This is a genomic window from Microbacterium sp. Y355, from assembly GCF_059445345.1.
In genome coordinates this window covers 579113-603946 of sequence record NZ_JCAIUD010000001.1, presented here as the reverse complement: position 1 = coordinate 603946, position 24834 = coordinate 579113, and the positions used below count along the sequence as shown (strand labels likewise).

The following is a 24834-nucleotide window of genomic DNA, read 5'->3' as shown; positions in this document are numbered from 1 at the left end:
TTATGATGATGCCGCCGGTGATCCGTCGCCCACCGCTGCGCTATCGAATGCCGCCTTTGCGACGCTGGCTAGCGAGCCCCGTGTCGAGCAACCGTCGAATCGCGGTCTCCGGACTTGCGGTGAGGTCGAGAAGCTCGCCCTTCGCGTATCTCTGGAAAACGCGAGGATCTATGTAGCTTCCACGCGCTACGGCCGGCGTATTGCCGAGCGCGTTGGCCGTCGCAGCGACAGCGAGCCTTTCGGCATGTCGGCGCTCGCGCGCGGTATCAACTGCCCCGATGCGGGCGAGTGCGCCAGCCGCAAGTGTCGTGCCGCGTAGTGTGCGAAAATCTTTGGCTGTAAATGCCCCGTCCGTGAGCGTACGGATGTGCCGGTTGACCTCGGACGCGGTGAGCGGCACTTTTCGTCTTCCGCGCTGATACCAGAGCAGTGGAGATCCGGGTCGCCCTTCGCTGAGCTGGGAGATGGCCGCGGCAAGTTCGCTGTCGTCGATCTCCAGGTGCGCACGTTTTCCGCTCTTTCCCAGAAATGAGAGGGTCACCACGGTACCTGCAACGGACGAGTCCCGCCGTCGTAGTGTCGTGAGACCCCGGCTGCCATGTCGGGAAAGATACCGGTTGGACCCGACGCGTGGCGCTGCTTGGTCCAACAGCCGAAACGCCACCGCCAATGCCCGTTCCCGGCTCATTCCGTCGCGGCGCAATGCCATCGTGACCCGCGCCCGTGCGTGCGGGAGTACTTCGGCCAGTGCAAGCGCGCGGGCGAACTTGTTACGGTCCTGACGTTGACGCCAGCGCGTGTGGTACATGTACTGTCTACGCCCAGCGGCATCCGTTCCGACCGCCTGGATGTGAGCCATCGGGTCGGCCGCGATCCAGACGTCCGTCCACGCTGGTGGAATCACCAGATCACGGATGCGTCGTCGGACCGACTTCGCGGCGAGGTTGCCGTTTGCATCGAGGTATCGGAATCCCTTCCCCGCACGCACTCGCCGCACCCCTGGGTCAACTTCAGGGTTCGCCCGCACGAGCCGCGACACAGAACACGTCCTCTCAGTGGTCGTGGAGCGTCGATTCGGCGTCATTGCGAAGCTCCTCATAGAGCTCCGGGTCCTTGAGGCTGTTTCCACCACGTGTTCCAGGCATGGGTTTCTCCATCTTGTCTAGGAAGACCAATAGCACCGTCCAACTACGCCGTCAACCCCCGCGATTACTTGCATAAGTGCTGACAGGCTTAATGCAGTACCGAGATCGGCCATCGTCGCTCTCGGCTTTCAGAAGGAGAAACAGCATGAATACCACTCTGATCATCATCATCGTCATCGCGGTTGTCTTAGCAATTGTTGGTGGACTTAACACCGCGCTCAACTGGCTGCTCTGGGTTGCCCTGATCGTCGCTGTGATCGCACTCATCGCATTCCTCTTCCGCGTCATCGGCGGACGCAACCGCACCTGACTCGACGCCGCGATCATGGATACGAAGCTGACCGCCCTCACGATTAACTGCACGCTGAAGCCGTCCCCGGCTGCATCGAGCACGGCGGTCATCGGAGACCAGATCGCCACATTCCTAGCGGAACAAGACGTCGAATGTGTGAACGTCCGCGCGGTCGACCATGTCCTTCTCCCCGGCGTGGAGAAGGACATGGGAGACGGCGATGAATGGCCAGCTCTACGCGACAAGGTACTCAGCGCAGACATCTTGGTGCTGTTGACGCCTACGTGGTTGGGACAGCATTCGAGTGTCGCCCAGCGGGTCCTCGAACGTCTTGACGCGGAGTTGGGAGAGACTGACGATAAAGGTCGTCCTATCCTGTTCGACAAGGTGGCGGTCGCTGGTGTCTTGGGAAACGAAGACGGCGCTCACCACATCGTCGGGGTTTTCTACCAGGCGCTGAATGATGTGGGCTTCACCGTGCCCGCACAGGGATGCGTGTACTGGAACGGCGAAGCAATGCACACGACCGACTACAAAGAGCTCGACCAGACCCCTTCTGCTGTTACGGCGTCGATAAGAACAGCGTTGATGAACGCGATCCACCTAGCGAGGCTGCTGCGGAGAGATGGCTACCCCCTGTCCGCGTGACACAAGAAATGTTTCGCTAGATGGTTCGCTGGCACTCAACGTTATGACGTCTCGTCAGCCTCTGTCTGAGGCCGACCGATTATGCCGATTCCCACCGCCTCATGGCTCGGCTCCGGATCATTTTTGTTCTCCGGTGCCTTTGGCTCTTCTTCTAGCTCTTTCTCCGTGCTTGGTTCTTGCAAATCTTCGGTCGACGGTTCGTGCTCTCCTTCGGGCGGAACCGGTCGGTCCTCATCCGATGTGGCCTGTGGATCTGACACCTATTTCTCCTTCGCTCGTGGGGGCTTCGTAGCTGACACCCTCTCAAGCAGGCGAGCCATTGTGATGCCCATTGACACCGCACCAGTGGCGAGCTAGCACGAGTGCGACGGACGCTATGCACTGCCCTCACGACTGCTAGCGCTCAGAGAGGCCGACGTCAAGGCAGTCGTGAGTCTGGAACCTCGAACCTATGCTCGTCAGACCCCTGCAATTGAGAATGCGAAGAGACCTGGCCAACTTTGAGTGAAAGTATCGTTCGTTCGCTAAAGGAAGCCGTACTTCCCGCCCGATTATTGTTCGTCGCGAAGACGGCACTCGCGGTCGGTCTGGCGTGGATGATTGCACCCCACCTGCCTGGTGTCACCGATGACTACCCGTACTACGCCCCGCTCGGCGCGCTCATCAGCATGTATCCGACGCTGATGGGCTCGGTGCGATCCAGCCTGCAGACTCTTCTCGGCCTCGTGACTGGCATCGCGCTCGCAGCGCTCATAATCGTCACCGTCGGACCAACCTGGTGGTCGATCCCCATTGTCGTTGGCCTCGGCGTCCTCGTGTCCGGTACCGGCTGGTTCGGATCCGGGCAAGAGTACATACCAATCGCTGCGCTGTTCGTGCTGATCATCGGTGGGCAGAACGCAGATGCGTACTCGCTCGGATACCTCACCCAAATGGTTCTCGGCGTCGTAGTTGGACTGGCGGTCAACCTGCTCATCGCTCCGGCCCCGCTCACCGCCTATGCGACCGCGCGCGTCGACGCCTTCCAGCAGCAACTCGCTTCACACCTGCGAGACATCGGACACGCAGTCACTGAATCCTGGCCACCTGCACATGACGAATGGGCGCGTGATGCAGATTCGCTCGCTGAAACAGCACAAAGCGTGCAGCGCGCTCTCAACGAAGCCGATGACAGCCGCCGCGTCAATCTGCGCGCGTGGAAAGGGCGCAAAGACTCGTCAGAAACCCACGAAAGACTCAACACGCTCGACAGAATCGCGCACCATATCCGCGACATCTCCGACTGCCTCGCAGAGACCATCTGGGATCGTCCGGGCGGTCTGACATTGGATCCCGCCCTGGTCGATCCACTGACATCCGCATGCCTCGCCGTTGCAGACACCATCGCACCACCCCAAGAAGCGTCCAGCGAGAGGCATCGCGCGCGCGCGGAAGCTGCGCGTGCTGTCCGGCTACTCCTTGAAACCGTCAACAGCGAAACGCTGAACGCTCGCAGGGTGATGGGTCCTGGCGTGCTGACCGCGATGCATCTCCGCCGCATCCTGATGCTGACTGAATAGAAGTTCAAACTGACACCTGCTGTCAACCCCCTTGGCGATGCATGTGCCCCGAGAGACGGTGGCGTGGCATCGAGTTCACACGACAAGAAGGGCGAGTACATGACCGATCACCTCACCGATCCCCGGCACGCGCACTACGACAGCGAGTTCCCGGAACAGTCGCAAGATCAGCCCGGCCAGACGGCGCAGATGCGCCCCATTCCCGACCACGGAGAATCCAGCTACGAGGGGCATGGGCGTCTAAACGGGCGACGTGCCCTGATCACCGGCGGAGACTCGGGTATCGGTCGCGCCGTGGCAATTGCGTTCGCTCGGGAAGGCGCAGACGTCGCCATTGCACACATGCCGGAAGAACAAGCGGATGCTGACGAGACGCTTCAGCTGGTCCGAGAAGCAGAGCGTACCGGCGTAAGCATCGCGGGAGACCTACGCAACGAAGAGTTCGCGACAAACGTGGTGCGAGATACACGAGCTGCTCTGGGAGGCTTGGATATCCTCGTCCTCAACGCGGGATACCAGCATGATGTCGCCGACTTCGCCAGCCTGCGCACCGAGGATATCCGCCGAGTCTTCGACACGAACCTACTCGCATTGTTGTTCACCGCGCGTGCCGCGTTTCCCACGCTCGAGCCAGGATCAAGCATCATTGTCACCGCATCTATACAGAGTTTTGCTCCATCTCCAGGTCTCATCGACTACGCCATGACGAAGGCAGCGCAGGTCGCCTTCGTCAAAGCACTCGCCGAAGAGGCCGGGCCCAGCGGTATTCGTGTGAACGCTGTTGCTCCAGGCCCCATTTGGACTCCTCTGATACCTGCCACGGGGTGGGATGCCGACAAATTGCGAGACTTCGGCTCCGATACACCGCTGGGTAGAGCGGGCCAACCAGCAGAGTTGGCTGGCGCATATGTCTACCTGGCGTCGACAGAATCCTCTTACGTATCAGGTGCCGTTCTGCCCGTTACCGGAGGGAAAGCGCTATGACGCTCACAGCAGATGACCTCCTGGTATCGCTCCCCCGCTGGGAAATCGTTCCATTGAATCCAACGGCGTGGAGGATCTGCGATGGCGCATGCGACGTTGACGATGCAGCCAGCCTCGTCGCATACGTCGAGAAGAACCAGTCCGGCATGCTGGACGTGCTCTGGCTACGAAGTCCATGCCCGAAACGACTCAACTACCGGAACTTCGACGAACTCATCGACGACATGAACGCATCCGAGGCGTTCCAGCCCATTCTCTCCCGATAGAAGGACCGAATCATCATGGCTAAGGCAACGAATTCCGCCCCGCCATCGCGCCGGCAGCACAATTCGGATGCTTGACGACGACGAACTCAACGAGCGTTAACAACCGCCGCTCAGGCCGTCTGTCCGCTGTGGAGCCCTTCCGCGATCTCCTCAATCATCTTCGCATTGAATGCCGGCAGGTCCGCGGGGTCCTGCTTGAGACCAGCCCCTGGTCGACGACGACCTCCTCATCTACCCAGATAGCACCGGCGTTGCGCAGATCGGTCTGCAAGCTGGGATAGCTGGTCAGTTTCCTACCATCGACAACTCCCGCTTCGATGAGGATCCACGCACCGTAGCAGATTACCGCTACCGGCTTATATTGGACGAAGACCTCTCGCGCGAACGCGATTGATTCCGCGTCCATGCGCAGATGGTCAGCATTCACGACGCCGCCGGGCAGTACAAGGGCATCGAAGTCATCTGCCGAAACTTCGCCGGAAAGTCGGTCGACATTTTGGAGATGCCCCTTCTTACCCTCGATCTGGTCGGCCTCCGGGGAGATCATTGTGGCCGTTGCTCCTGCTTCGGTCACGGCTGCCCACGGGCTCGTGAGTTCGCTGTCTTCGAATCCGTTCGTCGCGAGGAAGCCAACGCGCTTACCGATCAGTTGAGTCATCGTCTCGTCCTTTCATTCCAAAGGGCCACCATGAGACTGCCTGGCGAGGGGCGGAGGGTGAAGGGGCCGGCCAATCGTAAGTAGTCGTGGTATCCGAACACGGAGCGGAACCATAGCCTGCCTGCCGTGTCTTTGCGAGGGGCTGTTCGCACCAACGTTCAGGAGGGATCCTCATATGACATCAGATGCAGGAGGACACTATGACCACGACATCGGAAAGACCCTGTAACGACCGGGTCCACACAGTCGGAAACATGTCTTGCACTGGAGACAGTCGAGTACAGATGGGGGTGGCTGGAGATGAGCGAGTCTTCTCGACATCGGTCAGATTCTGACCCGACTTTGGTGCGCAACCAACCGGCGCTGCGCACTTCATCCGGCGGCATCTGGCTAGTAGTCGGAGCATTATTCGTCGCAGTCTCTCTGGTCCCGCTCACCCTGATCATCCTTAGCGGCGGCCCGGCCGTGACTGCAGCGACGGTGACCAGCGGGGTGCTGCTCGTATTATTCGCCGCGATGCTCGCCATTCGCTTCACAGTCGATCCCGTCGTACGACGACTGCGGAGCTTGGCTGCGTGTCTGCTGGGGATCGCCGTGGTGGCGCTGGTCGGCATGCTGTTGTGCGTCGGGATTGTGCGGCCGTTCGGATAACGCAGCACCCGCACGGATCAGGACTGCACGTTTTGTACAGTCGGCAAGATCGGCGCAATCGGTCTCGATGTCCTGCGACGCCAATCCCGTGGGGATCGAGTTGCGCAATGAGTCTTGAGCAGCTTGAACGGAAGTGCTGACGACTTCGGATATCGACAGGTCAATAACAAGCCCACCACAAGAGTCATCGAGGGCGCGTTCGATCTCGGCTTCGGAGGGAACGTGGTTCATCACATTGGCATATCGTCGAGGCTGACCGCCGTTGACAGTGTCGATCACCCGCACGAGGCGTTGATCCCTGCGACTTACGACTTGTCAACCCGGTAGGACTCTCCGCCATAACGCACGAGAGTCGCACGTGACGAGATGGGGTAGGAAATGAAGGCACTCACCTGGCAAGGCAAACGGAAAGTCACCGTAGAGGAGGTGGACGACCCCAGCATTGAGCTTCCGACGGACGCAATAGTCAAAGTGACCTCGTCGGCGATTTGCGGTTCGGACTTGCATCTGTACGAACTACTGGGCCCATTCATCGACCGTGGCGACATCCTCGGGCATGAACCCATGGGGACCGTGGTGGAGGTCGGAGCAGATGTCACGCAGCTGGCGGTCGGTGATCGCGTCGTGATTCCCTTCAATATTTCCTGCGGACACTGCTTCATGTGTCGACGCGGCCTGCAGTCACAGTGCGAAACGACCCAGGTGCGCGACTACGGCAGCGGTGCGGCTCTGTTCGGATACACGAAGTTGTATGGCCAGGTCCCTGGCGGCCAGGCGGAATATCTCCGAGTGCCCCTCGCCGATTACAACCACATCCGTGTCGGGACAGATCTTCCCGACGATCGGTACCTCTACCTCAGCGACATTCTCCCCACGGCATGGCAGGCCGTCGAGTACGCCCGCGTGCCCGACAGCGGCACGCTTGCGGTGATGGGGCTCGGGCCGGTGGGCCAGTTCGTCTCACGCATCGGGATTCACCGCGGTTATCGTGTGCTCGCGGTGGATCCTGTTCCCGAGCGCCGTGTGATGGCAGAGCGGCACGGCGTGCTCACCTACGACCTGACTGACACCGTCATCGAAGAGCTGCGCGATATCACTGATGGGCGCGGTGCCGACTCCGTCGTCGATGCGGTCGGGCTGGAAGCACACGGTGCCGGAGGCGTCGAGTTCATTCAGCGAGCGATAGGTGTGTTGCCGGATGCCGTCGCCCGAGGACTGCTGGACAAAGCAGGCATCGATCGACTATCTGCCGTATATGCATCGATCGATCTCGTGCGTCGGGGCGGGACAGTCTCCCTTAGCGGCGTCTATGCGGGTGATGCCGACATCCTGCCGATGAAAACGATGTTCGATAAGCAGATCGGCCTGCGCATGGGCCAATGCAATGTCAAACATTGGGTTGATACGTTGCTCCCTCTTGTCGAGGACCCAGCGGACCCGCTGGGCGTGCTCGACCTCGCCACACATCACGCACCCCTGGATGAGGCGCCGGACCTTTATGGCACTTTCCAGCGCAAGGAGGACGGATGCATCAAAGTCGTCCTGCATCCTTGATGTGTCGGAATTGCATGGCGTAGCCGCCGTCAAACGTTCGGTCTGGTTCGAGAATGGTGCACCGGCCGGAGGTGGTGCACGCAATGTTGGGGGGGCAGACACTGCTTCAACTCGCCAAGTGGGCGGAGGGGCATCGTGCGTGTTCGACGTCAGAACTTGAAGCCGCCGCGGTTGACGGCGGGGTGGCCTTCCTTCATGACCAGGAGGATCTTGTCGTTGTCGGCGACCGCGGAGATGTCCTTCAGCGGGTCGCCGGCGATCACGACGATATCGGCGAGCTTGCCCGCCTCGATCGTGCCGAGGATGTGGTCGACGCGACAGCACTCAGCCGACGTTTTCGTGCCAGCGACGATCGCCTGCATTGGGGTCATGCCGCCGTACTGCACCAGCAGCGGCAGCTCCCCGAGGTTCTCACCGTGGTCGGGCACAAGGCCAGCGTCGGTGCCAACGGCGATCTTGACACCGCCGGCGACCGAGGCACGTATCGACTCGTGCGCCATCGCGTGCCACTTCTCGCTCTTCGCCGCGGCCTGCGGAGTGGCGGTATCAGGGTGAATGGTCTCCAGAAGGGTCGGCACCAGGAACTGGCCATTGGCGACCATCTGCTCACGTAGCTCGTCGTCGAGCTCGTACCCGTGCTCGATGCTGTGTACGCCGCCCTCGACCGCGGCCTTGATCCCGCCATAACCGATGGCGTGCGCTGCAACCGGCACACCACCATAGTTCTTGCCCTCCTCAACAACCGCCGCGACCATCTCGGTGCGGAAGCCCACCCACGTCGGGTCATCGTTCATCGAGGTGACACCACCGCTGGAGGCGATCTTGATGACGTCCACATGCGAACGCAGAAGTTTGCGGGCGGCCTTGCGCGCCTCATCGACAGAATCGACCAGCTCGCCGCCGACGAACGTCGTCCCGTCGAGACCAGAAGCGACGTGCCAGTCGGCATGGCCACCGGTCTGACTGAGCATCTTGTCGGCCACCAGCAGGCGTGGCCCCTTGACCAGACCGTACTGCGTGGCCATACGCACACCTGTGTCAGTGCCCATCAAATCGCGCACCGTGGTCACACCCGCGGCAAGAGTCTTCTCCAGGCGCATTGCGATCTCGAAATAGCGGAACGACGGCGGAACGATCCCCTCCTGCATCAGCGCGTTCGAGCCGCCCTTCGGACCGGGGAGCGAAAGGTGCACGTGCACGTCGAAGAAGCCGGGGGTAATCGTGTTCCCACCCAGGTCGACCTTCACCGGATTCTTGGACGCATCCACTTTCGGTGCATCCCCAGACGCACCCGCCCACGCGATCTTGCCGTCCTCAACGATGACAACGGCGTCAGCGATCGGGTCACTACCGGTGCCGTCAATCAGCTGCGCGTTGTGCAAGATGGTGGTTGTCATTGAGAACTTCCCCTCAGAGCGTCATGAATCGTGTCTCACTTCAAACTGACTGTACTGTTTCTTTGCAGAAGAATACGTAGCGAGAGCTGAGCGACCTGGTGCGCACCTAGCACAACTGCTCACCCCGTGAACTGACCACGCGCTAGCTTCCCGCGGTGAATGTCCAGTCCGCGACGACGGGGATGTCGACTCCGTGCTCGCGAGTGTGGCGACGTGCGTCCTCGCGTGCACGCACGAGCGCGGCGCGAACATCCGCAGCGGCTTCGGCCAGCCCAGGCACTCGATCAATCGTGTCAATCGCGAGCCGATAGCGGTCCATATCGTTGAGCATGAGCATGTCGAACGGGGTCGTGGTGGTGCCGCGCTCCCGATATCCGTGCACGTGCAGGTTCTGGTGTCCGTTCCGCTTATATGCGAGTCGGTGAATCAGCGATGGGTAGCCGTGATAGGCGAACACGACCGGGCGGTCGGTCGTGAAGAGATCGTCAAAGGAGGCATCGTCCAGCCCCGCCGGGTGCTGATCCGGCGACTGCAGCGTAGCAAGGTCGACGACATTGACAACACGAATCTTCAAAGCCGGGATGCCATTACGTACGAGTTCGGCGGCGGCAACAATTTCCTGTGTGGGAACGTCACCGGCTGCGGCAAGTACGACGTCGGGAGTCTCGTTCGCTCGCACGGTCCCGGCCCACGATAGCTCTCCGATCCCACGCCGAACGTGCTCGCGAGCCTCGTCAAGGTTCAGCCACTGCGGCGCGAGCTTCTTGCCTGCAATGACCACGTTGATGCGGTCGGTGACATCAAGACACTGCGCCATGGTGACCAGCAGCGTGTTCGCATCGAACGGCAAATACACACCTATGTTCTCAACGCTCTTGTTCAGCACAAGATCGATGAACCCGGGATCCTGGTGCGTGAAGCCGTTGTGATCCTGCTGCCACACGTGGCTGGACAGCAGGTATGTGAACGAGGGCAGCGGCTCGCGCCAGGGGACCCCCGCGCATGCTTCCAGCCACTTCGCGTGCTGGTTGAACATTGAGTCCACGACGTGGATGAACGCCTCGTATGAGGTGAAGACGCCGTGCCGTCCGGTGAGCGTATAGCCTTCCAGCCACCCCTGGCACAGGTGCTCGCTAAGCACCTCCATCACCCGTCCGTGCGGCGCGAGATGCTCATCCACCGGTTCAATGCTGGCATTCCACTGCTTGTCGGTCGCCTCGAACACCGCAGGCGCGAGTCGGTTGGATTCAAGTTCGTCGGGGCTGAAAATGCGGAACGTCTCCGGGTTGCGAGCGATGACCTCGGCGAACCAACCGCCGAGGACTTCGGTCGCACCCGCCTCGAAACTGCCGGGAGATTCGACCCTAACGGCGTGGTCATCGAGACCGGGTAGGTCCAGTCTCCGTCGGACCGTGCCGCCGTTTGCCTGCGGGGTCGCGCTCATCCGGCGTGCTCCGCGTGGCCCCCAACCGGAAGTTAAGTCATGCGGTGATCCGGCGTCATCGAACAATTCCGCCGGTCGGTATGAATGCAACCACCTCTCCAGCATCCGCCGGTGTCCCTCGTCGTTCCGCACGTCGCTGAGGGGCACCTGATGGGAGCGCCACGTCCCCTCGACGGGCTGCCCGTCAACTTCATCAGGGCCGCTCCATCCTTTGGGCGAGCGGAGCACGATCATCGGCCACGGCCGGCGGACGCCGTCGACCCCCGCGGCGCGCACTTTGTCGATGCCGTCAAATGCGCGATCCAGTGCGGCGGCGAATCGCGCATGGGCCGCGTCACGAGCTTCCGACGCGGTGATCGTGACGAAGATCGGATCGTAGCCGTATCCGGTCATCAATGCAGCCAGCTCCTGCTCTGGGATTCGTGCGAGCAGCGTCGGGTTCGCGATCTTCCAGCCGTTGAGATGCAGGATCGGAAGCACGATGCCGTCGCGTCTTGGATCTAGGAACTTATTGCCGTGCCACGCCGCGGCCAGCGGACCTGTCTCCGCCTCTCCGTCCCCGACGACGCACACTACGGTGAGGTCCGGGTCGTCAAGCGCGGCGCCATACGCGTGCACGAGGGAGTATCCGAGTTCACCGCCTTCCTGGATGGATCCAGGAGTCTCCGGCGCGGTGTGACTCGGTACTCCACCGGGATACGAGAACTGGTGGAAGAGCTCTCGCATCCCGGCGGCATCCCGTGACACCTCGGGGTAAAGCTCCGAGTACGTGCCGTCGAGCCAGGCATTCGCGTTCATCGCAGGGCCACCGTGCCCGGGGCCGGCGATCAAGAGCACTGGCTTGTCCCGCTCGACTATGACGCGGTTCAGGTGCGCGTAGACAAGGTTGAGTCCCGGTACCGTCCCGAAGTGGCCCAGCAGTCGGGGCTTCACATCTTCGGCGGACAGCGAACGCGCGAGCGTCGGGTTCTCCTGCAGATAGATTTGCCCGACACTCAGGTAGTTCGCTGCCCGCCACCAGCGGTCAATCCGGTCAAGCGCCTCGCCATTCACAGCCATGTTCCATTCCTCCCTTGTGCGTCAGGTGCGTCGAGTCTCGTTTCGCGTCGGAAGGACCGAAACTATTACCCGTCGCGCATCTCGACGTTGCGAGCGTCGGTATCGGACTCTCCTCGATAATCGGGCCGTTCGGGTTGAGGCGGTTGGTCCGTCGTGATGCGATGCTCGGATCGGTTCTCATCCCGCGAAATCAGCAGACGCGGGTTACCCGCTCCCCATTCTGCATGCGTAGTCCCAGGTGTACGCGGTTCGGTCATCTTCAGCTCCTTCGCGGTGTCCTGAGCTCCTTCGCGGTGTCCCGACCGCCGAGCCTACGTCTGTCAGCGCTCTCCGCAGTGGGCCTTGACCTCAGGTATCCTGGTGTGCGCATGCTGGCTCGGACCTCACCAACTCAGGACGCGCGACCATGGGGAAACCAGCTACGTAGGGTCACGGAACTAGAGTCTGGCCAGCCGCAACGGTAGCCTAAGCGCATGGGGACTGCCGCACCGAAGCGAGCTGCACGTAAGGCGGAGTCAAGCACCGCCTTGCGTATTCTGGCGCGTGTTGGCTATGCCGCGAATGGTGTCGTGCACCTGCTGATCGGTGTCATCGTCATTGTCATCGCCTTCGGCGGACAAGGCGAGAGCGATCAGTCGGGTGCATTCATGGCGATCGCGTCAGCACCGCTCGGGTTTATCGCTCTCTGGGCGCTGGCAGTCGCACTGTGCGCGCTCGGGATATGGCACGCTCTCGAAGGTGTCCTCGCGCGGGATCCGGATGGCGATGCCAAGGGCTCAGCCAAGAAATGGGGTCGCCGCATCTCAGAGTGGGGTCAGTCGCTCATATTCATTGTGCTGGGCATACTCGCCGGTGCTGTCGCGCTCGGTGCACGCGTCAACAGCGAGGAATCCGCGGAGTCAGCCAGCCGAGGCGTGCTGTCGCTACCAGGGGGTCCGGTCATACTCGGGCTCCTCGGTGTGGGGATTGGCATCGGCGGCGTTTCATTCGTGGTGATGGGCGCGCTGCGCAGCTTCAAGAAGAAGCTATCGATACCGTCGAATCCTGTGGGCACCGTTGTGACGATGCTCGGAGTATTCGGGTTCATTGCTAAGGGCGTAGCGCTGACCATCGTCGGACTCCTCATGGTCGTTGCTGCGGCGGAAGTTGACGCATCCACTGCAGGCGGGCTCGACGGGGCTATCCAAGCTCTTCTTAGCGTCGCCTATGGCCCGCTTCTTGTTGGGCTGGTTGGTGTCGGCTTTATCGCATACGGCGTGTTCTGCTTCTTTCGCGCGCGTTTCGCCCGTTTGTAGCCAACGCGCGCAGCGAGCGTTGCCAATCGGGGCTCAGGCAGTCTCTCCCCGGCACCCATCGCCGCGCCGCGGGGTACGACGATGGGGCGGAGCCGAAGCCCCGCCCCATCAAATGACTACTGTCAGGCGCCAGCCTTGTAGATCGGCGCTGCACCGTTCACAGCATCCCCGACCTTGTGGACGCGGATGTCGTTCGTGGAGCCGACGATTCCGGGAGGGGAACCGGAGATCACGACGACCTTGTCCCCTTCCTTGGCCAGGCCGTTCTTCAGCAGGTGCTCATCCACCTGCATGAACATCAGGTCGGTGTGCGCAACGACATCTACCAGGTACGGGCGGATGCCCCAGGTCAGCGCCATACGACGAAGGATGCCCGGCTCCGGCGTGAACGCGAGCATCGGAATGCGCGAGCGAAGCCGCGACAGACGCCGCGCAGAATCACCGGACTGGGTGAATACGCAGAGGAACTTCGCATCGACGAACTCGGCAACTTCAAGAGCCGCGAGGGTGATTGCCCCTCCCTGAGTGCGTGGCTTGTTCGTGAGCGGCGCGATGCGCTCCAAACCGTGCTCCTCTGTCGACGCGATGATGCGTGCCATCGTCTCCACGACGACGACCGGGTACTCGCCCACGCTCGTCTCACCGGAAAGCATCACTGCATCGGCGCCATCGAGCACGGCGTTCGCGACATCTGAGGTCTCTGCACGGGTCGGCACCGGGCTGGAGATCATCGATTCGAGCATCTGCGTCGCCACGATCACCGGCTTGGCGTTCTGGCGAGCAAGCTCAACGGCGCGCTTCTGGACGATCGGAACCGCCTCCAGAGGCAGCTCGACGCCGAGGTCGCCACGGGCGACCATGATGGCGTCGAATGCGTCGACGATGCCTTCCAGCGCTTCGACAGCCTGGGGCTTCTCGATCTTGGCAATGACGGGGACCTTGACGCCCTCTTCCGCCATGATCTCGTGCACTCGAGTGATATCCGACGCGTCACGCACGAACGACAGCGCGATGAGATCGGCGCCGATGCGCAGCCCCCAACGAAGATCGTCTTCGTCCTTCTGGCTCAGCGCAGGGACATTGACTGCGACGCCAGGCAGGTTGATGCCCTTGTTGTTCGACACAGCGCCGGCGACGATCACACGGGTGGTGACGACGGTGCCGTCGGTCTCGACGACCTCGACGCGGACCTTGCCGTCATCGATGAGCAGGAAATCACCCGGGTTCACATCCTGGGGCAGGCCCTTGAAGGTTGTGCCGCAGATCTCGCGGTTTCCGATGATGTCTTCCGTGGTGATCTTGAAGATGTCACCTTTGGCGAGCTCGTACGGGCCGTCCTCGAACTTGCCGAGGCGGATCTTCGGGCCCTGCAGGTCGACGAGCACAGCAACGGGCTTGCCTGCGTCATCAGCTGCACGGCGAACGTTTGCGTAGTTCGCGTCATGGACCGAGTAGTCACCGTGGCTGAGGTTCAGCCGGGCGACATCAACTCCCGCTTCGATGATGGCTCGAACGTTCTCGTAACTCGAAGTGGCCGGGCCCAGCGTGGCGACAATTTTCGCGCGTCTCAACTAATTCTCCAGGGTAAGAGTGGGGGAAACAGAACTGGCGACGTTGCCTCTGCCAGCCTACGCGGGCTGCAGGCCGATCGCGACATCATTGGGACGAACCGGTGCAGGAAGCACCGACTCCCCCATCAGGAAACGGTCGACGCTCGCCGCGGCCGCACGGCCCTCCGCGATCGCCCACACGATCAGCGATTGTCCGCGCCCGGCGTCACCCGCGACGAAAACTCCCGAAATGGTCGACTCGTATGCATCGTCGCGCTGGAATGCGCCACGGTCGGTCACCTGCGGGAGCGTTTCCGCCGTGAAGCCGTCCTGCTCCGGCCCGGTGAAGCCCATTGCGATCAGAATCAAATCGGCTGGGATCTCTCGCTCAGTGCCGCTCTTGGGCACACGGCGTCCGTCCACGTACTCGGTCTCGGCGACCCGCAGCGCGCGCACCTCACCCGCGTTGTTGGGGAGGAATTCAACGGTGGATGCCAGATAGTGACGCTCTCCGCCCTCCTCATGCGCGGACGACACCTCGAACAGCGTCGGCATCATCGGCCAGGGCTGATGCTCGGGCCGATCGGCACCAGGCTGCGTGCCGATCGCGAGGTTGGTCACACTCAGAGCGCCCTGGCGGTGTGCGGTACCGATGCAGTCGGCGCCTGTGTCTCCACCACCGATGACGATCACGTGCTTGCCTTCAGCAGTGATCTGGTTGTGCACAGCATCACCGGCAACAGCGTGGTTCGACTCGACGAGGTACTCCATCGCGAAGTGCACGCCGTCAAGATCGCGACCAGGGATTGCCAGGTCGCGCGGCACGGTGGAGCCAGTTGCGATCACAACGGCGTCGTACCGCGCGCGCAGATCGGCCCAACTGATGTCCTTGCCAATCTCGACTCCAGCACGAAAACGCGTGCCTTCCTCCTGCATCTGACGGAGCCGCAACTCCATGTGGCTCTTCTCCATCTTGAAGTCCGGGATGCCGTAGCGCAGGAGTCCGCCGATGCGGTCATCGCGCTCGAACACGGCAACCGTGTGGCCTGCACGGGTGAGTTGCTGAGCCGCGGCGAGACCTGCGGGTCCGGAGCCGACAACGGCTACGGTCTTCCCCGTCAGTCGCTCAGGTGGCTGCGCTTCGACCCAGCCCTTCGTGAACGCCTCGTCGATGATCGAGACCTCGACCTGCTTGATCGTCACTGCGGGCTGGTTGATGCCCAGCACGCAGGCGCTCTCGCACGGCGCCGGGCACAGCCGACCGGTGAACTCCGGGAAGTTGTTCGTCGCATGCAGGCGCTCGATCGCTGAGCGATCCTCACCGCGCCAGGTCAGATCGTTCCACTCAGGGATGAGGTTGCCGAGCGGGCAGCCGGAGTGGCAGAACGGAACGCCACAATCCATGCAGCGGCCGGCTTGACGGCGCAGCACTGCTTTGTCGCCCGGCTCATAGACCTCTTTCCAGTCCATGATGCGAACGGGAACGGGACGGCGAGCGGGCAGCTCCCGCTCCGTCACCTTCAGAAAGCCCTTGGGATCAGCCACCGGTCACCTCCAGGATCCGGCTCCAGATGACGTCGCCATCCGGGTCGATGCCGGCTGCCTCCGCCTCCTGACGCATTGTCTGTACGGCCGCGAAATCACGCGGCAGCACCTTTACGAACTCGGATGCCACGGTCTCGAAGTTCTCCAGCATTCGACTAGCCAAAGGAGAATCGGTGCGCTCGGCATGCTCGATGAGCAGGCTGCGCAGCACCTCGAGATCAGCGCGATCCAGGGTTTCCAGCCGTAGCTCACCGCTCTCGCGGGACTGCTGGTTGACCTTCTCAGTCGACAACGCGTGCACATATGCGACGCCGCCTGACATCCCGGCACCGAGGTTTCGGCCGGTCTTTCCGAGAATCACCGCGAGACCACCCGTCATGTACTCCAGGGCATGGTCTCCGACGCCTTCGACAACGGCGGTGGCCCCGGAGTTGCGCACGAGGAATCGTTCGCCGACGACACCAGAGATGAACATCGAGCCCGATGTCGCACCATAACCGATGACGTTGCCAGCGATCACGTTCTCGTGGGGCGCGATACGCGCGCCGCGAGAGGGACGAACAACGATGTCGCCACCGGACAGCCCCTTGCCGACGTAGTCATTGGCGTCGCCCTCAAGCCGCAGAGAGATCCCTGACGGCATGAACGCCCCGAGAGATTGCCCTGCCGTCCCGTGCAGCGTCACATCGATCGTCCCGCGAGCAAGGCCATCGGCGCCGAAGCGAACGGTAACCTCGTGGCCGAGCATGGTTCCCACAGCGCGCTCCGTGTTGCGGATCGGCAGTTCGATGACGGTGGGTGCCCCGTCGGTCAGCGACTCCTGTGCCATCTCGATCAGCTGCACATCGAAGTGCTTGTCGAGCTCATGCTCCTGCGCGCGTGCGCTGCGACGAGGCTCAGATGAGGGGAACACCGGGCCTTCGAGCACAGGCGACAGGTCGAGACCGTCAGCCTTCCAATGCTCGATCGCGGCGTTTGCCTCGATGAGGTCGGCACGGCCGATGATCTCGTCCAGCGAGCGGAACCCGAGCTCCGCGAGAATCTCGCGCACCTCTTCCGCGATGAACTCCATGAAGTTGACGACGAACTCAGGCTTCCCGGTGAAGCGCTCGCGCAGCGCAGGGTTCTGCGTTGCGACGCCGACTGGACAGGTGTCAAGGTGGCACACGCGCATCATGATGCATCCGCTGACGACGAGCGGAGCCGTGGCGAATCCGAATTCTTCCGCGCCGAGCAGTGCACCGATGATCACGTCACGGCCAGTCTTGAGCTGGCCGTCGACCTGCACGACCACGCGGTCGCGCATGCCGTTGAGCATGAGCGTCTGTTGCGTCTCAGCAAGTCCGAGCTCCCACGGCGTTCCCGCATGCTTGAGCGAGTTCAGCGGGCTCGCGCCCGTTCCCCCGTCATGTCCGGACACCAGGATGACATCGCTGAGAGCCTTCGCGACACCGGCAGAGACTGCGCCGATGCCAGACTGGCTCACCAGTTTGGTGTGAATGCGAGCCTCCGGGTTGGCGCGCTTCAGATCGAAGATGAGCTGCTTGAGGTCTTCAATCGAATAGATGTCGTGGTGCGGCGGCGGCGAGATGAGTCCGACACCTGCGGTGGCATGCCGTGTGCGCGCGATCCAGGGGTACACCTTGGTCGGTGGTAGCTGGCCGCCCTCACCGGGCTTGGCACCCTGCGCAAGCTTGATCTGAATGTCATCCGCCTGCGTCAGGTAGAGACTCGTCACTCCGAAACGACCGGATGCCACCTGCTTGATCGAGCTGCGACGCTCGGGATCCAGTAGACGGTCAACATCCTCCCCGCCCTCACCCGTGTTCGACTTGCCACCGATGCGGTTCATCGCGATCGCCAGTGTCTCGTGCGCTTCACGGGAGATCGAGCCGTAACTCATTGCCCCGGTGGAGAAACGCTTCACAATCGCGCTGACTGACTCGACTTCGTCAAGCGGCACGGCCGGGCGCCCCTGCGTGCGGAACTTGAACAGCCCGCGCAGCGTCTTCAGTTCGGCCGCCTGATCGTCCACAAGCTTGGTGTACTCGCGGAAGATGTCATAGCGACGGTTGCGCGTCGAGTGCTGCAGCTTGAACACCGTCTCCGGGTTGAACAAGTGCGGTGCACTATCACGGCGCCACTGGTACTCGCCGCCGGTCCACAGACGCTCGTGGGCACGTGCCGCGGCATCCTCTGGGTAGGCGTAGTCGTGACGCGCCTGGTTCTCCGCGAACACCTCTTCGATGCCGATGCCGCCGAGCTTGCTCTCAGTGCCGGTGAAGTACGCGTCGATGAGCGTCTGGCTGAGGCCCACGGCCTCGAACACCTGTGCACCGGCGTACGACGACACGGTCGAGATCCCCATCTTCGACATGATCTTCAACACGCCCTTGCCGAGCGCGTAGATCAGGTTGCGGACGGCCGTCTCTGGCGTGATTCCGGTGATGAACCCGGTACGCACCAGGTGCTCCACCGTCTCCATGGCGAGATACGGGTTCACTGCGGAGGCGCCGTAACCGATGAGCGTGGCCACGTGGTGGACCTCGCGTACATCGCCTGCCTCGACGATGAGCCCGACCTTCATGCGGTTCTCACGACGGATCAGATGATGGTGAATCGCCGAAACCATAAGCAGCGATGGGATCGGCACCAGGTCTTTGTTGGAGTCTCGATCCGAGAGGATGATGAACTCCGCGCCGTTCGCGATCGCCTCGTCAACCTCCCCGCACATCTCATCCAGGCGCTCCTGCATGGTGTGGTCACCGGCATCGAAGTGGTAGAGCCCACTGATCGTGACGGTGGATCGATCAGAAAGCGCCTTATCGATGTGACGGATCTTGGCCAGCTCATCATTGTCGATGACCGGGAAGTCGAGCGTCACCGTGCGGGTGTGCTCCGGCCCCCAGCTGAGCAGGTTCCGCTCTGGTCCCAGACCGAGCTTGAGGCTTGTGACGACCTCTTCACGGATCGAGTCCAGGGGCGGGTTCGTCACCTGCGCGAACTGCTGCGTGAAGTAGTCGAACAGCATGCGCGGACGCTTGCTTAGGACGGCGATCGGAGTGTCAGAGCCCATGGCGCCGAGTGGTTCGGCACCGTTCTGCCCCATAGGCATGAGCAGAATGCGCACTTCTTCCTCGGTGTAGCCGAAGGTGCGCTGACGGCGGGTGATGGATGCAGGCGGATGCACGATGTGCTCGCGTTCAGGCAGATCGGCGAGGCGGACGGCGCCTTCGTCGAGCCAGTCCTGCCACGGGTGCATGGTGGCGAGGTCCTGCTTGATCTCATCGTCTTCAACGATGCGGCCGGCCTCGGTGTCGACGAGGAACATCTTGCCTGGCTGCAGCCGTCCACGACGCTTGATTCGCTCGGCGTCAAACTCCAGCACGCCGGTCTCCGAACCGATGACGACCAGACCATCGGTGGTCTCGGTCCACCGACCGGGGCGCAGCCCATTGCGGTCGAGAGTGGCGCCGACGAGCGCGCCGTCGGTGAAGATGAGGGCGGCAGGGCCGTCCCACGGCTCCATGTGGTTGGAGTGGTACTCGTAGAAGGAGCGAAGCTCGGGCGAAATGTCGGCCTGCTTCTCGTAGGCTTCAGGCACCATCATCATGATCGCGTGCGGCAGGCTGCGACCGGTAAGCGTCAACAGTTCGAGAACTTCATCGAAGGATGCGGAATCGCTCGCCCCTGGCGTGCAGATCGGCAACAGTGGGCGCACATCGCCGAGCAACTCGGACTCGAGCTGTGACTGACGGGCCCGCATCCAGTTGCGGTTGCCACCGACGGTGTTGATCTCGCCGTTGTGAGCCAGCATCCGTAGCGGCTGCGCCAGCGGCCACGACGGGAAGGTGTTGGTGGAGTACCGGGAGTGCACGACGGCGAGCTCGGAGGTGAAGCGCTCGTCCTGCAGATCAGGGTAGAACGGCTCCAGCTGGAGCGTGGTGACCATGCCTTTGTAGCCGAGCGTGCGACTCGAGAGCGAAACGAAGTATGCGCCGACCTCGTGGCCCGCGCGCTTGCGCAGCCTGTACGCCACACGATCCAACGCGATACCGGAGAGACGTGCGCTGTCGCCTGACGCTTCAGGGGATGCCACGAAAAGCTGTTCGAACGCGGGCCGAGCCTCATCGGCGAGCTTGCCGAGATTCTGATTCGCGGTGGGGACCACTCGCCAACCAAGAACCGTCAGGCCCTCTTCGCGTGCGATCTTCTCAACGCCTGCCTTCTGGGCACGACGCTCCCCTGCCTGCAGCGGCAGGAAGGCGAGCCCGGCGGCGTATTCGCCAGCAGCGGGAAGACCGAAGTCGGTGACTTCGCGGAGGAAGTCGTCTGGCATCTGAGTGAGGATGCCTGCACCGTCGCCCGTTCCGGAGTCGGAACCGATAGCGCCTCGGTGCTCGAGGTTGCGCAGCGCTTGCAGAGCAAGCTGGATGATGTCGTGCCCCGCAGTACCGCGGAGCGTTGCGACCATGGCGAGGCCACAGGCATCCTTTTCGAATGCCGGGTTGTACATTCCCTGCTTCGGGGGGTAAGCGCCGGATGCGCCGTAGGGAGGTTGGAAGTACACGAGTACCGTCCTCAGATAATCATGTGACACCGGGGACGACGTCGGCCCGCTCGTTCAGTGCAGTGAGTTCCTTACTCGGCGAGTGAGGCTTCTATCGGGAGCTGTCTTCGCTCGTGGGAGCGGTGCTTGTGGCGGTGGCTCCAGCGATGACGTCGACCGGAGGCTCGCTCACGTCGACGAATTCATCGAGATTGTTCTGCGATTCTACAACAGCGTCAGTATCCTTCCGCGCACGGCCCGGCGCGTAAGGTGTCGCCTCACGTCCGGTGTGACGGCGACTCTGAACGATGAGGATCGCAATGCCGACGACGACGCCAATGATCGCTGCCCACACGTTGCTGCGCAGCCCCAGAATAATCTCACTGGGGTCGATGCGGATCGACTCCCATACGATTCGGCCTGCGCTGTACCAGATCAGGTAGATGGCGAAGACCTTGCCCCACTGGAGGTTCAGGCGACGCCCGATCCAGAGCAGGAACAGCACGCCGAGCACGTTCCAGACGACTTCATAGAGGAAGGTGGGATGAAAGAGCGTGCCCTCGGCAAGTCCAGGGGGGAATGCGACGTTGTCGGACTCGATCTCGAGGCCCCACGGCAGGTCAGTCGGCAGACCGAAGAGCTCGTGGTTGAACCAGTTGCCGAACCGGCCCATCGCCTGTGCGAGCAGCAGGCCCGGAGCGAGCGCGTCTGCGAAAGTCCAGAACCGGATACCGGTCCACTTGCAGCCGAGGTACGCACCGACTGCGCCACCGAGAAGCGCGCCGAAGATGGCGATGCCACCCTCCCAGATCGCCCAGACAGAGCCGGGTTCAAAGGGGTTCCAAGTGTTCTTGCCCTCGCCGAAGTAGAAGTTCGGGTGGGTGAGCACGTGGAAGATTCGCGCGCCGATAATCGCGAGCGGCACCGCAAGAATGGCGATGTCGATAACGACCCAGGGCTCAGCCCCACGCTTTGTGAGACGACGGTTTGTCATCAACGTGGCCACAACGATGCCCGCGATGATGCAGAGCGCGTAGAAGTGGATCCGCAGAGGGCCGAGGTCGATGTAGCTGACCGCAGGACTCGGGATGCTGGTGAGCACGCCAGTGACGGCGGTGTGGAGCGCGAGGGACATGAGTGCGATTCTAGTTCTCGTGTGAGGTGACTGCAGACGACGTGCCAGCAGCAAGGGATTTGGTGACGTCGGCGAGAGCGTCAAGGCCCCCGTCACGGAGCGCTCGGACCAGCGCCGTTCCGACAATGGCTCCGTCGGCGTAGTCGACGATACTGGCGATCTGCTCGGCGCTGGAGATCCCGATGCCGACGCAGGCGCGGGTCGCGCCGTGTGCGCGAAGTCGCGCGACGAGGGTGCGTGCTGCCTGGTCGAGTTCGGCGCGCTCGCCCGTGATGCCCATGGTGGACACCGTGTAGATAAAACCTGTGGACGATTTCACGACGAGGTCGAGACGCTCGTCGGTTGACGTGGGTGCGGCGAGGAAAATGCGATCGAGACCGGTGCGCTCGCTGGCTGCGATCCACTCCCCTGCCGCTTCGGGCGTGATGTCTGGGGTGATGAGACCCGCGCCACCGGCGGCGAGCAGATCGTCGGCGTAGCGATCAACGCCGTACTGCATCACAGGGTTCCAGTAGGTCATCACGACGACGGGAACATCGGTCGCAGCCGTGATCGCCTTGATCGCCGTGAAGAGATCCCGGGTTTTGAAACCTGCGGCGAGAGCCGTCTGCGTAGCCTCCTGGATGACCAGACCATCCATCACCGGGTCGCTGTAAGGCGGTCCGAGTTCGATGACATCAACACCATTGCGGGCAAGAGTGATGGCGGCCTGGATGCTGGTGTCCAGGTCTGGGAATCCGACGGGCAGGTAGCCGATGAAGGCACCGCGGCCCGCATCGTGTGCCTTCTGAATAGCAGCCTCGACGCGGCTCATCGCGATGTCTCCTCATCCGCGGCCGGCGCGTCTGCAGCTGGCTTGTCATACAGCTCGAAGTAACGTGCCGCGGTGTCCATGTCTTTGTCGCCGCGGCCAGACAGACACACTGCGATGAGGGCATCCGGCCCGAGCTCCTGACCGATGCGCAGCGCACCCGCCAGGGCGTGGGCTGACTCGATGGCGGGAATGATTCCCTCGGTGCGGGTCAGTAGTCGCAACGCCTGCATGGCCTCGTCATCGGTGGCAGGAATGTACTCTGCCCGACCGATGTCAGCGAGCCAGGAGTGTTCGGGACCCACGCCGGGATAGTCGAGGCCGGCAGAGATTGAGTGCGACTCGACGGTCTGGCCATCTTCGTCCTGCAGCACGTAGGTTCTCGCACCATGCAGTACGCCGGGGCGTCCGCGTTCGATGGATGCTGCGTGCTTGTTTGTGTCGACGCCGTCGCCAGCTGCCTCCACACCGTAGAGCTTGACCTCTGCGTCGTCGAGGAAGGCATCGAACATGCCGATCGCGTTGGAGCCACCGCCCACGCATGCCACGACAACATCCGGCAGGCGGCCGGTCTCGTCGAGCAGTTGCTGACGGGCCTCTTCGCCGATGATCTTCTGGAAGTCGCGCACCATCGCGGGGAACGGATGCGGACCGGCCGCGGTTCCGAAGATGTAGTTGGTCGTCTCTACCGAGGCAACCCAGTCACGGTACGCCTCGTTGATCGCGTCCTTCAGGGTGCGTGAGCCTGTGGTGACCGAAATCACCTCGGCGCCCAGCAGTCGCATGCGCGCGACGTTCAACGCTTGACGCTCGGTGTCGACCTCGCCCATGTAGATGGTGCAGTCCAAGCCGAACAGCGCAGCAGCCGTCGCGGTGGCGACGCCATGCTGACCGGCGCCGGTCTCGGCGATCACTCGGGTCTTGCCGAGGCGCTGGGTGAGCAGCGCCTGGCCGAGGACATTGTTGATCTTGTGGCTGCCGGTGTGATTGAGGTCTTCACGCTTGAGGAACACGCGTGCTCCGCCGGCATGTGCCGCGAAGCGCTTGACTTCGGTGAGCGCAGACGGGCGCCCGGCATACGAGCTGAGCAGGCGTGCGAGTTCAGCACGGAATTCTGGATCAGCGATGGCCTGCTCATAGGCCACCGTGAGCTCGTCGATCGCCGCAATCAGCGACTCCGGCATGTAACGTCCGCCAAATTCGCCGAAGAACGGCCCCGGCTGATCGCGCAGACTCATCCTCATCCCACCTCCAGAAAGCTCTTCAGCGTGGCGACCGGATCACCGGTAACCAGTGCTTCGCCAATCAAAACGACATCGGCGCCCGCAGAGCGGTAGTGCGCGACATCGGCCGGTGTAAGGACGGCGGATTCCGCGATCTTCACCGCACCAGCAGGGATCCGATCGACAAGTCGGCCGAACAGATCACGATCAAGTTCAAGGGTCTTCAGGTTGCGCGCGTTGACTCCGATGAGAGAAGCTCCGAGGTCGATTGCGGCCTCCAGCTCCTCTGCCGAGTGCGTCTCCACCAACGGCGTCATGCCCAATTCGGTAATCAACGCGAACAGCTCGTGCAAAACCTTGGGCTCAAGGCCAGCAACGATCAGCAGAGCAAGGTCTGCTCCGGCGGCCCGAGCCTCGAGCACTTGGTACGGCGTCGCGATGAAATCTTTACGCAGCACGGGGAGGGAAACTCTGGAGGTGACCGCCTCAAGATCCGCGAGGCTGCCGCCGAATCGCCGTTCCTCGGTCAGCACGCTGATCGCGGATGCACCACCGAGCTCATACAGCGAAGCCTGGTGTGCCGGATCGGGAATGTCAGCAAGCGCGCCGCGAGAAGGACTAGCGCGCTTCACTTCGGCGATGATCTTCACCCGTGCGGCGGGCGCCAGAGCTGCGAGGGCATCCTTGGCCGCGGGGCGCTCGAGAGCGGCCTTCTCGACCTCTGCGAGCGGACGCGACTGTTCGCGGCGCTCGGCATCCTCGACTGCGCCGGCCGTCAGGTCGGCGAGGACCACTAGTGGGCCTTCGGCGTGTACTTGGATCCGTTGACGCCGTAGCCGGCCTTCGCCAAAATCCAGCCGAGCAGCAGACCAACGACGATGATGCCGACGGAGACCCAGAGGATGGGTGTCCAGATCGGGCTGAACTCCGCAAGGCAGAACGCCACGGTGCCCAGCGTGAAGCCGAACAGCATGACCACCACGGCGGTCCAAGCCGCAGGCGAGTGTCCGTGGCCGGGGTCAGCGATGGGGTTGGTCATGTTCTCCTCCGAAGCGGTCGTGGTGTTTCA

Annotated in this window: 19 protein-coding genes and 1 pseudogene; 7 read left to right on the top strand and 13 right to left on the bottom strand. The window is 62.4% G+C overall.

What is annotated here, in order from left to right; translation table 11 throughout:
• Nucleotides 1-40: 40 nt before the first annotated feature.
• Nucleotides 41-1039: a DNA topoisomerase IB gene (locus tag AC1C2O_RS03005; RefSeq protein ID WP_495428968.1), complete on the bottom strand. Its 999-nt coding sequence runs from the start codon at nt 1037-1039 to the stop codon at nt 41-43.
• A gap of 251 nt (nt 1040-1290) precedes the next feature.
• Between AC1C2O_RS03005 and AC1C2O_RS03000 the strand changes: the two genes are divergently transcribed.
• The 5 genes from AC1C2O_RS03000 (at nt 1291) to AC1C2O_RS02980 (ending at nt 4894) form a co-directional block, all read left to right on the top strand.
• On the top strand, nt 1291-1455 hold the full coding sequence (locus AC1C2O_RS03000; protein WP_495428967.1) for a hypothetical protein: 165 nt from the start codon (nt 1291-1293) through the stop codon (nt 1453-1455).
• A gap of 15 nt (nt 1456-1470) precedes the next feature.
• On the top strand, nt 1471-2085 hold the full coding sequence (locus AC1C2O_RS02995) for a flavodoxin family protein (protein ID WP_495428966.1): 615 nt from the start codon (nt 1471-1473) through the stop codon (nt 2083-2085).
• Nucleotides 2086-2585: 500 nt separating this feature from the next.
• Nucleotides 2586-3644: an FUSC family protein gene (locus AC1C2O_RS02990; protein ID WP_495428965.1), complete on the top strand. Its 1059-nt coding sequence runs from the start codon at nt 2586-2588 to the stop codon at nt 3642-3644.
• Between the two features lie 99 nt (nt 3645-3743).
• Complete coding sequence (locus AC1C2O_RS02985; RefSeq protein ID WP_495431658.1) at nt 3744-4628, top strand: SDR family oxidoreductase; 885 nt, start codon at nt 3744-3746, stop codon at nt 4626-4628.
• Nucleotides 4625-4894, top strand: a complete 270-nt coding sequence (locus AC1C2O_RS02980) for a hypothetical protein (protein ID WP_495428964.1) — start codon at nt 4625-4627, stop codon at nt 4892-4894. The genes AC1C2O_RS02985 and AC1C2O_RS02980 overlap by 4 nt, the downstream gene beginning before the upstream one ends.
• Before the next feature lie 110 nt (nt 4895-5004).
• On the opposite strand, the pseudogene AC1C2O_RS02975 reads toward AC1C2O_RS02980, so the two are convergent.
• Together AC1C2O_RS02975 and AC1C2O_RS02970 are read right to left on the bottom strand one after the other, a co-directional pair.
• Nucleotides 5005-5552 (bottom strand): annotated as a pseudogene (locus tag AC1C2O_RS02975) (type 1 glutamine amidotransferase domain-containing protein).
• 504 nt (nt 5553-6056) lie between these two features.
• Complete coding sequence (locus AC1C2O_RS02970) at nt 6057-6482, bottom strand: hypothetical protein (protein ID WP_495428963.1); 426 nt, start codon at nt 6480-6482, stop codon at nt 6057-6059.
• A gap of 99 nt (nt 6483-6581) precedes the next feature.
• On the opposite strand from AC1C2O_RS02970, the gene AC1C2O_RS02965 reads away from it, so the two are divergent.
• Nucleotides 6582-7757 (top strand): alcohol dehydrogenase catalytic domain-containing protein, encoded by a 1176-nt coding sequence (locus tag AC1C2O_RS02965; RefSeq protein ID WP_495428962.1) that lies wholly within the window; start codon nt 6582-6584, stop codon nt 7755-7757.
• 149 nt (nt 7758-7906) lie between these two features.
• Here AC1C2O_RS02965 and AC1C2O_RS02960 read toward each other — a convergent pair whose 3' ends face one another.
• Nucleotides 7907-9154: a metal-dependent hydrolase family protein gene (locus AC1C2O_RS02960; RefSeq protein ID WP_495428961.1), complete on the bottom strand. Its 1248-nt coding sequence runs from the start codon at nt 9152-9154 to the stop codon at nt 7907-7909.
• Between the two features lie 142 nt (nt 9155-9296).
• Nucleotides 9297-11657: a phosphoketolase family protein gene (locus AC1C2O_RS02955; RefSeq protein WP_495428960.1), complete on the bottom strand. Its 2361-nt coding sequence runs from the start codon at nt 11655-11657 to the stop codon at nt 9297-9299.
• A 473-nt stretch (nt 11658-12130) separates the two neighbouring features.
• On the opposite strand from AC1C2O_RS02955, the gene AC1C2O_RS02950 reads away from it, so the two are divergent.
• Nucleotides 12131-12952 (top strand): DUF1206 domain-containing protein, encoded by an 822-nt coding sequence (locus AC1C2O_RS02950; protein ID WP_495428959.1) that lies wholly within the window; start codon nt 12131-12133, stop codon nt 12950-12952.
• Nucleotides 12953-13074: 122 nt separating this feature from the next.
• Here AC1C2O_RS02950 and pyk read toward each other — a convergent pair whose 3' ends face one another.
• From pyk to AC1C2O_RS02910, 8 genes are all read right to left on the bottom strand, one after another.
• On the bottom strand, nt 13075-14523 hold the full coding sequence (gene pyk, locus AC1C2O_RS02945) for a pyruvate kinase (protein WP_495428958.1): 1449 nt from the start codon (nt 14521-14523) through the stop codon (nt 13075-13077).
• A gap of 57 nt (nt 14524-14580) precedes the next feature.
• The gene (locus tag AC1C2O_RS02940; RefSeq protein WP_495428957.1) at nt 14581-16047 is read right to left on the bottom strand and encodes a glutamate synthase subunit beta; all 1467 of its coding nucleotides are present in this window, start codon (nt 16045-16047) and stop codon (nt 14581-14583) included.
• Entirely contained in the window at nt 16040-20563 is a 4524-nt protein-coding gene (gene gltB, locus AC1C2O_RS02935) for a glutamate synthase large subunit (RefSeq protein ID WP_495431657.1), read from the bottom strand. Before gltB ends, AC1C2O_RS02940 begins: the two co-directional genes overlap by 8 nt.
• 145 nt (nt 20564-20708) lie before the next feature.
• Entirely contained in the window at nt 20709-21731 is a 1023-nt protein-coding gene (lgt, locus tag AC1C2O_RS02930; protein ID WP_495428956.1) for a prolipoprotein diacylglyceryl transferase, read from the bottom strand.
• 10 nt (nt 21732-21741) lie between these two features.
• Nucleotides 21742-22545, bottom strand: coding sequence for a tryptophan synthase subunit alpha (gene trpA / locus AC1C2O_RS02925; RefSeq protein ID WP_495428955.1), 804 nt, complete (start codon nt 22543-22545; stop codon nt 21742-21744).
• Nucleotides 22542-23780: a tryptophan synthase subunit beta gene (trpB, locus tag AC1C2O_RS02920; RefSeq protein ID WP_495428954.1), complete on the bottom strand. Its 1239-nt coding sequence runs from the start codon at nt 23778-23780 to the stop codon at nt 22542-22544. The genes trpA and trpB overlap by 4 nt, the downstream gene beginning before the upstream one ends.
• A gap of 2 nt (nt 23781-23782) precedes the next feature.
• A complete protein-coding gene (trpC, locus tag AC1C2O_RS02915; protein ID WP_495428953.1) occupies nt 23783-24559 on the bottom strand; it encodes an indole-3-glycerol phosphate synthase TrpC in 777 nt (258 codons plus the stop codon).
• Nucleotides 24559-24804 (bottom strand): HGxxPAAW family protein, encoded by a 246-nt coding sequence (locus AC1C2O_RS02910; protein WP_495428951.1) that lies wholly within the window; start codon nt 24802-24804, stop codon nt 24559-24561. The genes trpC and AC1C2O_RS02910 overlap by 1 nt, the downstream gene beginning before the upstream one ends.
• Between the last annotated feature and the right edge of the window lie 30 nt (nt 24805-24834).